Source organism: Aerococcus viridans, assembly GCF_001543285.1.
In the GTDB taxonomy this organism is placed as follows: Bacteria; Bacillota; Bacilli; order Lactobacillales; family Aerococcaceae; genus Aerococcus; species Aerococcus viridans.
The window spans coordinates 1,761,520-1,778,211 of sequence record NZ_CP014164.1; the positions used below are offsets into that span (position 1 = coordinate 1,761,520).

Below are 16,692 nucleotides of genomic sequence, written 5' to 3' on the forward strand. Positions count from 1 at the left end.
GAGATACAGACCTTTTCATGACAAATTTTCATTTTCCCCCTTGTTAGCTTCATGCTTCTCTTATATAAAAAACGCAATGTACAGTACAAATTTGTATTCTTCACTAACTCTAATACTTATGTGGTTGAGAATAAATAAAAAGAGAGGTAGCTTACCATTCGCTACCTCCCCATAATATTTTTTCCACATTGAATGTTTTAAAAATTGTCCCGTAAATTTCTTAAATCTTTAAAAGCTGTGACATCTTCTGGTTGCATAAAAATGTTAATGATTTTTTCTCTACCAATAGTTGAAGGATAGGTAGGATGGTTTACAGCATTTAAAACTTCTGCTTGCCCTAAGGCTTCAGCAATTACTTCATTTTCTGGAAAGATTGAATGGGCGAATTTTAAATTCGTTAAGGTATACTCATGTCCTGCAAAGACAGCAATGTCATCGTCTAAGCGACTAAAAGTTTCTAAGGCATCAAATGCTGCTTGGTAATCACCCGTAAATACTCGACCACAGCCGGCTGAGAACATTGCATCACCAGCAAATAGAAATTGATTATCGACAATATAGGCTAAGTGACCAGCTGTATGGCCCGCTGAAAGTAAGGCGGTTACTGTATGGCCTAAAATATCTACCTGGCTACCATCTTCTAAAATTGTCATATCGTCAAAACCTGGCACTTCACTTGGACCATAAATATTAGTTTCTGGGTAGGTCTGGATAATTTCCTCTACACCACCAATATGATCGTCATGTTTATGTGTTAATAAAATAGCAATTTGGCTAGGTTTTTCTACTTCGATATAAGATAAAACTTCTGCTGCTTCACCCGGGTCAACAATCACAACACTATCTGTATCTTCAATCATCCAAATATAATTATCTGCTAATGCATGTATTGGGAAAATATTCATACGTAAACTCCTCACTACTCCTTGTATACTTAACGTAATCTATATGAACTACAACGCCATTAAAATGGCGTGTTTCTAGGAACACTCATGACTTGTTCCACTTATTTCAAAGCAAAACAGCGGTCTAAGCTATTTAACTAAGGCCTGTTCCAGGCCAATATTTAATATATTTTTAGCTGCGTTGATATCTCTATCGTGATGCAGATTACACTTCATACAAGTCCAATGACGTATATTTAACGCTTTTTTACCGCTATCATACCCGCAATTAGAACATTTCTGGGATGTCTTGTACGGATTAATAGCCACAAATGTCTTATCGTACATTTCGCACCTTGCCTCTAGGATTGTTCTAAACATCCGCCAGGATTGGCCAGCGATTGAACGGGCTAATTGATGATTTTTCATCATATTAGTCGTCTTTAAATCCTCTAGAACGATAACGTCATAACTTTTAACCATATCGGTTGTGATTTTATGCATGTAATCCTTGCGGATGTTTTTGATACGTTGATGAATACGGGCCACTTGGCGTTTGGCTTGCTGGTAGTTTTTCGCATCCGCTAAAGCTACACCGTTCTTTTTTGCTTGTAAACGTCTACGGGCCATTCGCTTTTCCCAATAATGTAATTGCTTCTTATAAGACAAATGTAGTCGCTGACTTTGATATTTTTGACCATCAGATGTAATAGCTAAATCACTTACACCTAAATCGACACCGACAACATTTCCTGTTTGGGTATTGCTTGATTATCGCTTGTGACCAAAAGGGAGATATAGTAGTCGCCACTAGGTGTATATTTTACGGTGACAGATTTTATGCGTTCATTCTCAATATGAAGCACACTTGACTTACATTTTATCCAACCTAATTTGGGTAATTTGATATACCGCTGATTATCATTAAAACGAATGTTATTGCCACGTATGGTACTTAAATACGACTGTCTGGTGTTCTTCTTTGATTTGAATTTTGGGTATTTTGAATAACCTTTAAAAAAACGAACAAAAGTTTCGGATAAGCGTTTAGCACTACATTGAACAGCTACGCTATCAACTTCACGCAACCAGGGATATTCCTTCTTCATTTGTGGAATAAGAGAGGATAACGCATTATAAGATAGCATTTGAAGGTCAGGATTGTTTTCGTACCGCGCATTCAACATGGCCAACATTTCGTTCCAGATGAATCGGGTATGACCAAAGGTCATATGAATTAACTGACGCTGTTTTTCGTTAGGATAGATTTTACACTCAATTCCTTGATACATGTTTTCACCCCCTTGCGTTTATAGATATATTATACCATACGTATGACGCTTGTTTATAGCGATAACAATTACTATAATTTAGTTGAAGAAGTGTTTACATATGATTGTGAAAACAAGGACAAATGTCTATAATTTTAATTTCTATTTGGTTTGGGTAACAAAGTATCGTAAGGAAATATTTACAACCATTGAAAAGCAAAACGCCATGCAAGATATGTTGACGCACATTTGTGATGAACATGATATTGTCATCCAATCGCTGCAAGTTATGCCTGACCGTATTCATATGTTGATTTCGTTCAACCCTAAACATGCCGCAAGTAGTATCGTCAAGACACTTAAAGAGAAATCTGCACGTCTATGGTTTAAAGCTTATCCAGAAACAAAGACAATGTTATGGGGTGGCCATTTATGGACACCTAGTTATTTCATGGCAACAGTAGGCAGTATGTCTAAAGAAGCTGTTAAAAAGTATATAGAAAATCAATTAACGGAATACAATGACGGTCGCCCTAGAACTTGATTCATCCATGTAATGAATTACACGGTTTTCTCAAGGGGCGACTTTAAATAAAAAGTGATCTTTCTCTTGCATCTTAACATATCATGCATACTATCCGCCATTTATCCTACTGAAACGAGTTTTATTTATGATAAGGTTCCCCGTATCAGTTGTGACTGCGGTTTTTAATCGCAATTGAATCGTTACGGTTTCCTTATCTGCTTCAGCTATTTCTTTTACTTTATTTTAACAATAAAGAAGGGTCAACGTATTTTAAACTCACGTTGACCCTTCCTTAAAATTCAATTAAATACTATTTCCTTTTCTTTTTGAAAACTAATGCAGAACCAATAGATAGGAATAATGCTCCTAAAATACTAGTGATTGTTGTACTTTCTACCCCTGTTGGAGGCAAATCTTGATTTTTAGGTTCTACAGTAACATTTGCTGCATCTGTGTTATTTGGCTCTCCTGGGTCCACTGGCTCTTCTGGGTCCACTGGCTCTTCTGGATCCACTGGTTCTTCTGGATCCACTGGCTCTTCTGGGTCCACTGGTTCTTCTGGATCCACTGGCTCTTCTGGGTCCACTGGCTCTTCTGGGTCCGTCGGTTCTTCTGGATCCGTTGGTTCTTCTGGATCCGTTGGTTCTTCTGGATCCGGTGTTTCTTCTGGATCTGTCGGCTCTTCTGGATCGGTTGGTTCTTCTGGATCAGTTGGTTCTTCTGGGTCCACTGGCTCTTCTGGGTCCACTGGTTCTTCTGGGTCCACTGGCTCTTCTGGGTCCACTGGTTCTTCTGGATCGGTTGGTTCTTCTGGATCAGTTGGTTCTTCTGGGTCCACTGGCTCTTCTGGGTCCACTGGTTCTTCTGGGTCCACTGGTTCTTCTGGGTCCACTGGCTCTTCTGGGTCCACTGGGCCCACTGGCTCTTCTGGGTCCACTGGCTCTTCTCTTACTTTTGTACCAACTTGGATGATTCGATTCACAGGATCTTTTGTAACTTCACTAGAAACCTCTACCCGTGAAACTTCTTCGCCATTTTCGTACGTTACTTCTTCTACGATGGTACGAACTCCTGGTGTTCCTTCTTGTGACTCGACTTCTTCCCCCACTAACATGTCTGGGTTCTCGACACGAATGGTATCAAATGCTACCTCTTCGGTGTGAGTCTCTTCAACTACTTCTCTTACTTTTGTTCCAACTTGAATCACTTTATTTACTGGTGCAGTTGTGATTTCATCTGAGATAACTTCTCGAGCAGTTTCTTCTCCACCAACAGTCGTTACTTTTTCAACGATTGTTCGTTCGCCTAATACACCTTCTTGGGATACTTCTTCTGTACCGACTAGTAGGTCTGGATTATTCACATACTCGATCTCAAAAGCGACTTCTTGAGTACGAGTTTCTTCACTCACTACAGTTGCAATATCTTCAATTGGAGCTGCTTTTGTTCCAACTTGAATCACTTTATTTACTGGTGCAGTTGTGATTTCATCTGAGATAACTTCTCGAGCAGTTTCTTCTCCACCAACAGTCGTTACTTTTTCAACGATTGTTCGTTCGCCTAATACACCTTCTTGGGATACTTCTTCTGTACCGACTAGTAGGTCTGGATTATTCACATACTCGATCTCAAAAGCGACTTCTTGAGTACGAGTTTCTTCACTCACTACAGTTGCAATATCTTCAATTGGAGCTGCTTTTGTTCCAACTTGAATCACTTTATTTACTGGTGCAGTTGTGATTTCATCTGAGATAACTTCTCGAGCAGTTTCTTCTCCACCAACAGTCGTTACTTTTTCAACGATTGTTCGTTCGCCTAATACACCTTCTTGGGATACTTCTTCTGTACCGACTAGTAGGTCTGGATTATTCACATACTCGATCTCAAAAGCGACTTCTTGAGTACGAGTTTCTTCACTCACTACAGTTGCAATATCTTCAATTGGAGCTGCTTTTGTTCCAACTTGAATCACTTTATTTACTGGTGCAGTTGTGATTTCATCTGAGATAACTTCTCGAGCAGTTTCTTCTCCACCTACTGTCGTTACTTTTTCAACGATTGTTCGTTCGCCTAATACACCTTCTTGGGATACTTCTTCTGTACCGACTAGTAGGTCTGGATTATTCACATACTCGATCTCAAAAGCGACTTCTTGAGTACGAGTTTCTTCACTCACTACAGTTGCAATATCTTCAATTGGAGCTGCTTTTGTTCCAACTTGAATCACTTTATTTACTGGTGCAGTTGTGATTTCATCTGAGATAACTTCTCGAGCAGTTTCTTCTCCACCAACAGTCGTTACTTTTTCAACGATTGTTCGTTCGCCTAATACACCTTCTTGGGATACTTCTTCTGTACCGACTAGTAGGTCTGGATTATTCACATACTCGATCTCAAAAGCGACTTCTTGAGTACGAGTTTCTTCACTCACTACAGTTGCAATATCTTCAATTGGAGCTGCTTTTGTTCCAACTTGAATCACTTTATTTACTGGTGCAGTTGTGATTTCATCTGAGATAACTTCTCGAGCAGTTTCTTCTCCACCTACTGTCGTTACTTTTTCAACGATTGTTCGTTCGCCTAATACACCTTCTTGGGATACTTCTTCTGTACCGACTAGTAGGTCTGGATTATTCACATACTCGATCTCAAAAGCGACTTCTTGAGTACGAGTTTCTTCACTCACTACAGTTGCAATATCTTCAATTGGAGCTGCTTTTGTTCCAACTTGAATCACTTTATTTACTGGTGCAGTTGTGATTTCATCTGAGATAACTTCTCGAGCAGTTTCTTCTCCACCAACAGTCGTTACTTTTTCAACGATTGTTCGTTCGCCTAATACACCTTCTTGGGATACTTCTTCTGTACCGACTAGTAGGTCTGGATTATTCACATACTCGATCTCAAAAGCGACTTCTTGAGTACGAGTTTCTTCACTCACTACAGTTGCAATATCTTCAATTGGAGCTGCTTTTGTTCCAACTTGAATCACTTTATTTACTGGTGCAGTTGTGATTTCATCTGAGATAACTTCTCGAGCAGTTTCTTCTCCACCTACTGTCGTTACTTTTTCAACGATTGTTCGTTCGCCTAATACACCTTCTTGGGATACTTCTTCTGTACCGACTAGTAGGTCTGGATTCGCCACGTACTCGATTTCAAAGGCTACATCTTCGGTGCGTGTTTCTTCAACTACTGTAAGACTACTCACTCTAACCCACATCGTTGCTTTAGCTATACAACCATTTGAGTCTATAACTGTTAATTCATATTGAGTATCTTCTGTAGGGCTAACACTTGGATTTTTATCTTTTGATATGACTGTGTCATCCCCTACTTTTCGCCATTCATAAGTGAAGGTCGTACCATCATTGTCTCCACCTGTGACAGGACTCATGTAGTTTTCTCCATTTTCATCTGTTCCACTACCTAAGTTAATGGAGTCGCCTAAATTGATCGTTGCATCTGTTAAGCTGACTTCGATAAGTGTCGGAACATCTACCTCTGGTACTGGGAAATCTTTTGTCTGATCATTACCAAATATATCTTTGTAGGTTAATTTTGCAAATTCGTTAGTGTCTGCTGGTCCTCCTGGGAAATCCGGCTTCGCTACAACTGTATATTTAAGTTGAGCACTCTCATATATTGTTCCTGGGTTCCAAGTTATTTCTCTAGTGTCAGAATTGTAAGTTGCACCTGCTGGTAATGAACTTTCAACTAAATCAAAGTTATCTCCAATTTTGTCCACTACTTTCGCATTTGTTGATGCATAGCCAAGTCTTTGGGAGATTTCTTCAAAGATCGCATCAAGGTCTGTAGCTGATGGAGCTGGGTAATAACCCTTATTTTGTGCTTGTGTTAGTATATTATCTGCTAGTGCCTTTTCTGTAGCATTCATGCCGGTTGTTAAACCGATAGTAAAGACATCAGCTATATCATTTTGATAGATATTTTTACCTGCATTTATAGCCCTTTGGATATGAACATGGTTAATATCCGTAGTTTCAGCATAAGGGTTGCCGTTACTTGCAGTTGGTAATCCATCTGTTAACATGATCACTACTTTATTTGAGTTTGGATTTTGATTACTTGTTGTTCCTTCGATTACGCTCCGTCCTTGTTCAAATCCTGCTTCGGTATTTGTACCTCCAAAAGCAGTAATTCTATTAATACTATCAGTTACTGCCCTTAAGTCACTAGATAAATCAAGATCTGTAGTTGCCTGATTTTGTTGACCATAATGTCGTTGAGGATTATTCCGAACACCTGTAGCATATGCTGGGCCACTGAAACTTACTACAGAAACCCTACTACCAGGGATTCCATTTGGACCCAAGACTCTCTCGGCAAAGTTAATTGCTGCAAGCTTTCCATAGTCAAGTCTAGTTGGTGAATTAGGTGTTTCTACAAAATTCATGCTTCCAGATCTATCCAGCACAAGTACAACATCGACCGGAGCTTGTTGTAGCTCTCCAGTAATATTCAAATTCACTTCAAATGTTCGACATCCCGGTGTTCGTTTAGCTGTTTTATCTACTCCAATTGTATCTTGTAATCCACCTGTAGATTCTGCACTTACATGTGAGACGACAGATCCTCCATATCCTAAAAGTAATGTAAATAAAACGAATAAGGAGATAATTTTATTATATATTTTTTTCAAGCTTACGCCTCCTTTCAATGAATTCATCAAGTTTACAATTTGTTGTTTTTTTCACTTGCACCCCCCTTCAATTTACATCAGAAGTTGCCATACCTAAATAATTCCTTAAGAGTGTTGTCTCTGCCCTCCAATATGACACCGTTTTCATCTCGTATTAGCTCACCATTACCTACAGCATTCACATCGTTTGAAAAAAACGGCTCAAATAGCTGGATAAATAACGAGAATACAGTTACTTCTTGTTCCGGGGCTACTTCATTAGACCTATTTTCTTCTGCAGCATTCACCTCTTGCATACTCACATTTGAGAGAATCGCTGCTATTGTTAAAATGGTTAAGAGATTCTTATATCCAGTTTTTTTCTTCTTTTCCAATCTTCTTCTTATTTTCTATAATCATAACACAATTATATTTATTTTAGTAACTAATAGATCAATAAACTAAAGGATAATTTAGATAATTACCTTTATTAGATTTTTCAAAGTTAAAGAGCCAACAGCACTTTTACCTGCTGTTGGCTCTTCTTTAGTTAGGTCATTTAATCTATCGACTATTTCTTTGCTAAAATGGGTGTAGATGAGGTAGTCCGCCTTAGTTTCTTTGTTGAATGTTATTTTGTCAATGAATGTTCGTAAGATTTCTTTGGTATCCGCTTTACTATCTGAATCCATTATGGCTCGATTAGCTACTTTCATTATCTTAGACACATCTTCTGTTTTGACTTTGTACCCTTCTGCTTGTAGGAGTTTTAGAAGCTCGTCTTTCCTGTGTTTCTTTTCAATGTATTTAATTTCTAATTCAGTCATTCTTCCCTCAAGTTCCTTGGTTAATTCCGGATTGGATTTGACTAACTCTTGCCATTTCTTTAATTTTCCTTCTGTTTCTTCAATTTTTCCATCTAAGCCGTTTAACTCCATTTCCCATGGCTTCCGGTTCGATTCTATCTGTTCGTTCATTTCGTCTACAATCTGCTTAATGTGCTCTGGTACAAGTATGAAAAAAATATAATACGCTATCCCGGGATGACCAGGGGTTAGACGGCTCACTATGTGCAGTCTTAACTTCAATCGTAAGTGGTTATCATAATTTTATTACCGTTTAGCTATTTTCAAGAGTCTTTACAGAACTACCGAACGCAATTACAGTAAACTTTTAAAAATCTCACTATGAATCTTCATCAGAGTATACGGGTATTTCTACGAAAAAACCTCATCTATTTATGGTACGGTTCATTATTTTGTATTCTAAAGGCGCGATAAATTTGTTCTGTTAAGACCAATCGCATCAATTGGTGAGGTAAGGTCATTTTACCAAAAGAAACGGCTTGATTTGCCCGCTGGTTGACTGCACTACTCGTACCTAAGGATCCACCAATCACAAAAACTAAAGTTGATTTCCCTCGGGTCATTTGACTCTGCATTGATTTAGCTAATTCTGGTGAAGACAACATTTGCCCATTAATAGCCAACAGATAAACAAAGTCATCCGGTTTTATTTTATTCAAGATACGTTCACCTTCCGCATCCTTCACCATTTCATCTTCCGATTCACTAGCGTTTTCTTTTGTTGGTTCGTCTTTCACTTCAATAATTTCAATCTTTGTATAGCGCGAAAGGCGCTTGCTATACTCTTCAATGCCTTGTTTTAGGTACTTTTCTTTCAATTTACCAACTGAGATAATTTTAATTAACATGCAAAAATAACTCCAATCATGCAAATATTTCGTTATTAACTTTTTTATTTTTTATTCTACTAGATTTTTCTGTTAAAGTGTTTATAATTAATCGTATTTGAAAAATGAATCTTAAAATTTCTTAAAGTCATCAAGCTTTATGGGAGGTTATTAAAATTAATTTAATATATCGAGCACTACATTTTTTTATAAAACCAGTAAGCCAATTATCTAGTGCTAAAAAAATTGCTTTGTCGTTTGCTGTCGTCATCTTTGTAGGTTCACTACTACTAAGTTTACCAATTAGCCAGGTGGCCACATCAGATGCAACATACTTTGATCATCTATTCATTGCTGTTTCTGCTGTCTCTGTCACAGGTTTATGGGTTGAATCCATTTTTGATACCTATAATACGTTTGGACAAATTATTATGATGATGTTGATCCAAATCGGTGGGTTGGGCTTAATGACCTTCATCGCGTTAATTTATTTTAGGATTGGCCAAAATGTTCGTATTCGAGACCAAGTTGCTGTGTCTAACGCTTTAAACAATAGTTCATTAAATAATATTTCTAACTGGCTAGGTAAAATTTTCCGATACACTTTTATTATTGAAGGTATTGGTGCTTTACTATTTGCTACTTATTTTATTCCTACATATGGTTTAGGTCGCGGTACTTTTCTGAGTATCTTTATGGCTGTTTCTGCTTTCTGTAATGCTGGGTTTGACCCATTAGGAAACTCTTCTATGATAGGTTTACAGACACAGCCAGTGGTTATTTGGACCATTATTTCTCTTGTCATTCTTGGTGGTATAGGATTTTCAGTTTGGTTTGATGTGGCTAACCAAATGAAGAAATTCGACCGATCTAGACCAAAATCTGCTTTAAAAAAGGCTATTCGTCAATTACGACCACATACTAAATTAGCTTTAAAAATGACCATCCTAATTATTACATTAGGCACCTTTCTATTTCTAGCCTTCGAGTGGAACAATACCGGCACAATTGGAGAGATGTCTATTGGTAACAAGTTCATGACCGCTGTTTTTCAAACCGTTACTATGCGTACTGCGGGATTTGCTTCTATCGATTATACACTGGCACACCCTGTTAGTATTTTGATATTCATTGTCACTATGTTTATTGGTGGTAGCCCGGGTGGTACTGCCGGTGGTTTAAAAACAACAACATTTGCTTTAGTATTAATGCTAGCTATTGCAGAAATTCGCCAGAAAGAATTTATCAACTTTGATAAACACACGATTCCAGCAAAACTATTACGTCAGGCATTTGTTATTTTCTTACTATATACCACTTTATTGATTATTGGTTCAGGTTTAATCTTAGCTTTTGATCCTCAGGTGGATTTCTTATATATACTATTTGAAACCATTTCTGCGTTTGCAACCGTTGGTGTAACAGCCAATTTAACACCAACGCTTTCTATGGCTAGTCAAATTATTTTAATGGCATTAATGTTTATGGGACGAATTGGTCCAATGACGATGTTTCTTTCTTTATTACCAAGTAAAAATAATAAAAAACGGGATATTAAATATACAAACACAAATATTTTAATAGGATAGGTGTTAAAAATGGGAAAAATGAATTTAGTAGGTATTTTAGGATTAGGAATTTTTGGGTCAACCATCGCTAAAGAATTATCTGAAAGCGGTGTTGAAATCATTGCCTGTGATTTAGATGAAAAAAATGTTAACCGTTTAGATGGTTACTTAACAGTTGGTTCAGTTGGAGACTTTACTGATATAGAATATATGCGTGACCTTGGTTTTGGCCAATGTGATGCGATTGTTATTTCTACAGGTACCAACCTTGAAGCTTCTGTATTAGGTGTTATAAATGCAAAAGAATTAGGTATTAACCATATCATCTGTAAGGTTAAAAATAAAACAAATCGTAAAGTTTTAGAAGCGCTAGGTGTAAATACCATTGTGCAACCAGAAAAAGAATCTGGCATTCAAATTGCTCGCCGTATGATTCACTACACCATTGAAGAAATTATTAACCTAGATGACGAAACATCTTTAGTAGAATTCCGTGCGCCAGAAGAATGGGTGGGCAAATCACTCACTTCATTGAATACACGTCAACGCTACGACATCAATATCATTGGTATCCGCAAACGTCGCCGTGAAGCATTAACCACAACCTTCCCTGCTGACTATATCATCCAAGCAGATGATATCTATGTCGCTATTGCTAATACTGACAAATTTGAAAAAGCTGACTATTTACGTGAAATTCGTTAATGGCCCTTATGCAACTATTAGGTTGGGACGCTGGTCTCAACCTTTTTATTATTCATTTACCTAATGTTTATGATTATCCACAGTTTCCACAACCATTAGACGCGAATTATCGGCATTTTTGAAAAAGTACACTCCGCCCCCATAGTTATCCCCACTATCCACACAAAGGTTCACAATTCACAAAGCTTATATCTCAGTGTTTTAAGCGGTACCAACATCTTATACACAACCACACCATCTTATCCACATCTATGTGGATAAGATGTGGGGATAAGTGGACAAGTCTCTAGGTTTTCTATCCCTCGATAAATCAAATGATACTTTCCACTTGATACAAGTTATACCATCGAAAAAGCTCAACCGATATTAACTGACGGTTGAGCTTCATTTATATTATTTAATAATTCTGTGTAATTGAACAGAATTTCTTCTTTATTGGGTTGCGGAACTGTTGTTTTGTGGTTGCAATTGTACTGTCGTTGTTTGTAATTCACCATTACGGTAGAAAGATACTTCCACACTTGCATCAGATTCTTGTTGGTATAAGATTTGACGCAATGACGCTGAGTCAGTCACTGCTTCACCAGCAAATTCTACAACAACATCATCCGCTTGTAAGCCTGCAGCTTCAGCACCTGAACCAGCCACAACTTCTGCGATGTAGACACCACCTTCAACATCATCCGGTAATTGTAAGTTTTGTGATTGATAATCTAATGACACTCGGTTAAGGTCAACCATAGATACACCTAATTCCGGACGGACAATTTCGCCATTGGCTTCCAGTTCACCAATGATTGTTTGCACCTCACCTGCTGGAATAGCAAAGCCCATACCTTCTACTTGGTCACTTGATACCTTCATCGAGTTGATCCCAATCACTTGTCCAGCAGCATTTAATAAAGCACCACCAGAGTTACCAGGGTTAATCGCCGCATCTGTTTGGATAACATTAGCCACCCAGTCAGATGTGCCATCACCGTTAATATCAACAGGTACCGAACGGTCTAAACCAGAGATAATCCCTTGCGTTACAGTTGTCGCATACTCAGAACCTAAAGGTGAACCAATTGCAATCGCAGGTTCCCCTACTTTCAAGCTATCAGAATCCCCAAATTCAGCAACTGTTGTCACAACATCTGAAGAAATCTCCAATACCGCTAAGTCAGTCCATGGATCAGAACCAACCACTTCAGCCTCAACTTGGGTACCGTCAGCCATAATAATATTAATCGCATCTGCCCCGTCAATTACGTGATTGTTAGTGACAACATAAGCAGTGTCCCCGTCAACCTTGTAGATGACACCTGAACCCTCAGAAGAAGTTTCTAATTCTGAAGACTCTGTTGTAGTTTCTCCTTGAGTTGGTGAAGTAAATCCGAATAAATCATACGTTGACACAGACTCTGTCATGTTCACAACAGAAACAACTGCATCTTGTACGTTAGCTACTGTTTCAGAAACATCCGTAGTCACATCAAGTGAAGTCGATTGGACTGAAGAAGCTGCATTAGCTGCTTGCGCACTAGAAACTGCCTCATCTACAATCGATTGCACTTCTTCTGTTGAAATCTGATCATCTGTATCATTGGCAGTCGTCACAGCATAGCCCACACCAGAAATTAACACAGCAGCAACTGCACCACCAATTAAGCCTGATTGTAAGGCGGTCAATTTACGTTCTTTCTTTTCAGGTCTATGTGGTTCATTTGGGTTTTTAATTGGTTCATCATTTTGGTTATCCACTGATGACTGGTCATTTAAATTATTTGGATTATTTGACTGAGACATTTGCTCATCTCCCTCGATTTTTATTTTAGGCGCTTAACGCTTTGATTATAGTAGGTATATTTGAATTGTTTATGACTTTTTACAGGCGATTCTATAAATATTTATAAAAATTTATAAGGTAAACAAGCTTGTTGGCTTGTCTGGATTGGTATCATATACTTCAAATTGCTCATGAACACCAAGATCAGCCTGAAGCATTGCGGATACGCAAGTTTGGTGGGCAATGGTTTTCATGTTATTCTCTTTAGATAAATGGCCTAGATAGATACGTTTCGTTCTATCCCCAATCATATCAATCATGGCTTGAGCACCGGCATCGTTTGATAAATGGCCCTCATCGCCAAGGATACGTTGTTTTAAAGACCATGGATAAGCACCCATCCGCAACATATCCAAATCATGGTTGGACTCGATTAAATAACTATCTGAATTCTTCAATAAGCCAATTAACCGGTCACTCACATAACCTGTATCCGTTAGAATGGTAAACTGTCGGTCATCCTTTTGAAAGGCATAAAACTGCGGTTCAGCAGCGTCATGGCTCACACCATAGGACACAATATCCACATCGCCTAAAGTTAGTATATCACCTTGCTCCATGACATGCTGTTTTTCTACTGGGATAACCCCAACCTTACTCCCAATTGCTTGCCAGGTCGCCTCATTAGCATAGACATTTAAATCATACTTACGCGCCAAAACACCCATCCCCTTAATATGGTCTGAATGTTCATGCGTAATAAATAAACTATCAATCTCATTGATATCACGATTAATGCCGGCTAACAATTCTTTCATTTTTTTCCCGCTAAATCCTGCGTCCACTAAAATTTTCCGCTTAGGGGTTTCAATATAAGTAGCGTTTCCGCTAGAGCTACTGCCGAGCATGGAAACACGCATTGTAAAATCATTTTGTGCAGTCTCCATGATTGCCTCCTTCTAGATCTAAATACTGTTGTTTTTTCATTTATTATTCTTTATCTTATTACAGTCTATTCAGCGACGTCATCATCCGAAACTTCCTCAGCCCGTGGTTGCCACTTCAATTTCTCTAACTGCAAATGGTCAATTGCTTGTGCCGAACCCATCAAAGGTAACTGGACAACCTGCGCCTCTTGGTCCAGCGCCTTAGCAACCTTCACATTCGACCCCGCAACCCAAGCATATAAATATTGATGGTCCAACCACTCTGCCGATTGACGGCCCCAAGCATCCGGATTCATTAACTGGCTGCCGATGCCCTTCAAATAGCCCTGCCACAACTTGAATAAGGATACCCCTTTTTCACTCCGCATTGGTAAGACATTTTTTTGTAAAAGGGCAACCAAAGCCACGCTGACAACCAGCAATAACGAAGCCCATACATTTAAAGCTTGCAGCTGCAATTGCCAGTAAATCACGAAACCTGTTCCAAATAACCATGCTACCATATAAAGGGTTAGAATAGCCATGTAAACTTGATTCATTTTACTATAAACACCGTCTTTGGTTAAGGGTTGTTTAGCTACTTGATTAATCTTACGGACTAATTTCCGGCCAAATCGTGACATCATCGTTACCTTGCCCGTATTGTTAAAAACTAAGTCATTTAAAGACACCACATCACGACTGGTTTGGGTATTTTCTTGAAGCCTCGTTAATAATAATTGACCTGCTGGATTATTGACTTCCTGTTTCAATGTTGATACTTGAATATCAGTTAATTGGCCACGTTTATTAACTTCAAAATGGGCCGCCAAAACTTTTGCTTGAATCATCTCTAAGACTAACAAGACAATCTTTTGATGGTCCGAATACCCTTTACCCATTAACCGAGCTACAGTTTGTGGACCGTAAGCATTGGGTTGACTCTCCACAAAGCCTTTCTTATTCGGCACCGCAATCACAATTTGGCGCTTCTTCATATATAGATAAATGGTATAAGCAAAAATTAAGACAAATAAAGTCCCCGCCACAGACCAGATTTTCATGGTTTGGCGTCTTTGTAAATTCGTTGCTGCTTCTTGGCTAGCCTGCATACTTTCAATAGTAGATTGGCCTTCAGAGTCTGCCCCCACCTTTTGGTTATCAGGTAGAATGGACACCGGCATGTACATTTGAAGGGCCACGCTTTCATCAGCTTTTAAGTTATCTACTGTGATTGTAAATGATTTTCTATCGTCAGCCCATTGCAAGTCCGTTTTGCCAGGACCTGAAATGATTAAATCAGATTGGTCTTTCGGCACGGCTTGCGGGAATGTGATAGTTAAAGTGGCTTGATCGACGTCATAGGGTAATGCTAGAAAGCTACTCTTTAAAATCGTCCACTCAGAATAATTGGTCCAAGCATCTGAAATCGTCGCTGAAACCTGGGTAATATGTGGTGCATTCGTCACCGTATTGTAGATGGTGATATCCGCCACTTGATCATCGGCAGTAGAAACCGTAAAAGTCCCCACTTCATTTGAATCACTCTCAACAAAAGTGAAATAAGAATCCGCCGACACACTCTTCATATCCACGCCAAGATTGGCCAACTTGCTCATATCCGTTAGGGCAATCCGGTGGTTAAATTCTTCAACCGTCCCCTTCACGTCAAAGCTAATCGTCTCCTCTTGCTGCATGGTCCCATCGGCCTGCACATTCACAGTCGCCGTGTAATCACTCACCGAAGCCACCGCCTGCACGGCTGTCTGGTATCCCGTCAAAAAGAATAATGCGATTAAGCTGACTGCAATAATCGTCAACTTGTGCCAGTAGTTACTGACTTTTTCTTGATAATTTTGAAACATGAATCGTCCTCTTTCCAATTATTGGGTCATAATTGCCCCATAGATACCATCTACAAATACACGCTGCGTCGTCCCTTCATTCGTGCGAATCAATAGGGTCCACACTGGATGGTAAAGGGTCATTTCATCAAGCACTAGGGTCACGCGGTATGATAAGAATGAACGCACAATCGTTGATTCGTCTGGAATACTGTTGTTTAAATAGGCATTTTCAAGGGCCTGTTGTTCACTAATGACCGTCCGTTCCTCGCCTTGAGTCGCAGTACCACCAGCAATCGTCTGGTCATAGGCGTAGATTGCAAAATCATCATTCACCTTAAACACAATTTCTCCAGTTCCATCCGCAATCACTGCACCCGATGCCGTCTCTTGCATATAAGTCACCCTACCTGCATTCTTATCATAGCTAATAAACCGGTATTGGTTTCCTTGATAAATTTCACTATTAATAAATTGATTCAAGCTGGCTAAGGCAGAATCAGAAAGTTCCCCTGCTGGTGTTTCACCAGTCACCCCTTCCAGTTGAATGGGGGTATTAATCTGTCCTAAGATTTGATTACCGTTTACTTCAACACTTTGCGTATCTTCTGTGACGGCTAACACATCTTCTTCACTTAAGGTTGTATTCAAGGCCCTAATAAAAGGAATCCGCAAGACCTCATCTGAAATCTCATCATATTGAATATCTTTGGCTTTAAATTTCGTCACAATATCCACTGACTGATTTTCAATCGCTTGATTCGATGTCCCCACGTACTTACTCATAAAAATATTAATCAGAAATACATCTAAAATCAGGAAAGCTAGAATAAAGATGATTTCTACTTTTTTAAAATTCATC

The 16,692-nt window shown here is 38.9% G+C and carries 12 protein-coding genes and 1 pseudogene; 3 read left to right on the plus strand and 10 right to left on the minus strand.

The window, feature by feature from the left end; genetic code table 11:
• Window positions 1–197 precede the first annotated feature (197 nt).
• Complete coding sequence (gene gloB, locus AWM76_RS08325) at window positions 198–905, minus strand: hydroxyacylglutathione hydrolase (RefSeq protein WP_003143321.1); 708 nt, start codon at window positions 903–905, stop codon at window positions 198–200.
• Window positions 906–1,034: 129 nt separating this feature from the next.
• Window positions 1,035–2,176: pseudogene (locus tag AWM76_RS08330) on the minus strand (RNA-guided endonuclease TnpB family protein).
• Window positions 2,177–2,276: 100 nt separating this feature from the next.
• Between AWM76_RS08330 and tnpA the strand changes: the two are divergent.
• Window positions 2,277–2,699, plus strand: coding sequence for an IS200/IS605 family transposase (tnpA, locus tag AWM76_RS08335; protein WP_060779388.1), 423 nt, complete (start codon window positions 2,277–2,279; stop codon window positions 2,697–2,699).
• A 292-nt stretch (window positions 2,700–2,991) separates the two neighbouring features.
• On the opposite strand, the gene AWM76_RS10550 is transcribed toward tnpA, so the two are convergent.
• The 4 genes from AWM76_RS10550 to rlmH all read right to left on the minus strand — a co-directional run bounded on the left by AWM76_RS10550 (window position 2,992) and on the right by rlmH (window position 9,037).
• Window positions 2,992–7,344 carry a G5 domain-containing protein gene (locus tag AWM76_RS10550; RefSeq protein WP_158320210.1) on the minus strand — a complete coding sequence of 1,451 codons (4,353 nt, stop codon included), beginning with the start codon at window positions 7,342–7,344 and terminating at the stop codon, window positions 2,992–2,994.
• A 77-nt stretch (window positions 7,345–7,421) separates the two neighbouring features.
• Window positions 7,422–7,718 (minus strand): hypothetical protein, encoded by a 297-nt coding sequence (locus AWM76_RS08345; RefSeq protein WP_003143745.1) that lies wholly within the window; start codon window positions 7,716–7,718, stop codon window positions 7,422–7,424.
• A gap of 78 nt (window positions 7,719–7,796) precedes the next feature.
• A complete protein-coding gene (locus tag AWM76_RS08350) occupies window positions 7,797–8,261 on the minus strand; it encodes a hypothetical protein (protein ID WP_147291240.1) in 465 nt (154 codons plus the stop codon).
• Window positions 8,262–8,557: 296 nt separating this feature from the next.
• On the minus strand, window positions 8,558–9,037 hold the full coding sequence (gene rlmH / locus AWM76_RS08355) for a 23S rRNA (pseudouridine(1915)-N(3))-methyltransferase RlmH (protein ID WP_060779389.1): 480 nt from the start codon (window positions 9,035–9,037) through the stop codon (window positions 8,558–8,560).
• 230 nt (window positions 9,038–9,267) lie between these two features.
• Between rlmH and AWM76_RS08360 the strand changes: the two genes are divergently transcribed.
• A complete protein-coding gene (locus tag AWM76_RS08360; RefSeq protein ID WP_003143502.1) occupies window positions 9,268–10,605 on the plus strand; it encodes a TrkH family potassium uptake protein in 1,338 nt (445 codons plus the stop codon).
• Between the two features lie 9 nt (window positions 10,606–10,614).
• Window positions 10,615–11,289, plus strand: coding sequence for a potassium channel family protein (locus AWM76_RS08365; protein ID WP_039935970.1), 675 nt, complete (start codon window positions 10,615–10,617; stop codon window positions 11,287–11,289).
• A 432-nt stretch (window positions 11,290–11,721) separates the two neighbouring features.
• On the opposite strand, the gene AWM76_RS08370 is transcribed toward AWM76_RS08365, so the two are convergent.
• The 4 genes from AWM76_RS08370 to AWM76_RS08385 all read right to left on the minus strand — a co-directional run bounded on the left by AWM76_RS08370 (window position 11,722) and on the right by AWM76_RS08385 (window position 16,691).
• Window positions 11,722–13,080: a S1C family serine protease gene (locus AWM76_RS08370; RefSeq protein WP_003143507.1), complete on the minus strand. Its 1,359-nt coding sequence runs from the start codon at window positions 13,078–13,080 to the stop codon at window positions 11,722–11,724.
• A 111-nt stretch (window positions 13,081–13,191) separates the two neighbouring features.
• Complete coding sequence (locus AWM76_RS08375) at window positions 13,192–14,007, minus strand: MBL fold metallo-hydrolase (protein WP_003143508.1); 816 nt, start codon at window positions 14,005–14,007, stop codon at window positions 13,192–13,194.
• A 65-nt stretch (window positions 14,008–14,072) separates the two neighbouring features.
• Complete coding sequence (locus tag AWM76_RS08380) at window positions 14,073–15,851, minus strand: DUF2207 domain-containing protein (protein WP_003143509.1); 1,779 nt, start codon at window positions 15,849–15,851, stop codon at window positions 14,073–14,075.
• An 18-nt stretch (window positions 15,852–15,869) separates the two neighbouring features.
• A complete protein-coding gene (locus AWM76_RS08385; RefSeq protein WP_003143510.1) occupies window positions 15,870–16,691 on the minus strand; it encodes a two-component system regulatory protein YycI in 822 nt (273 codons plus the stop codon).
• Window position 16,692 lies beyond the last annotated feature (1 nt).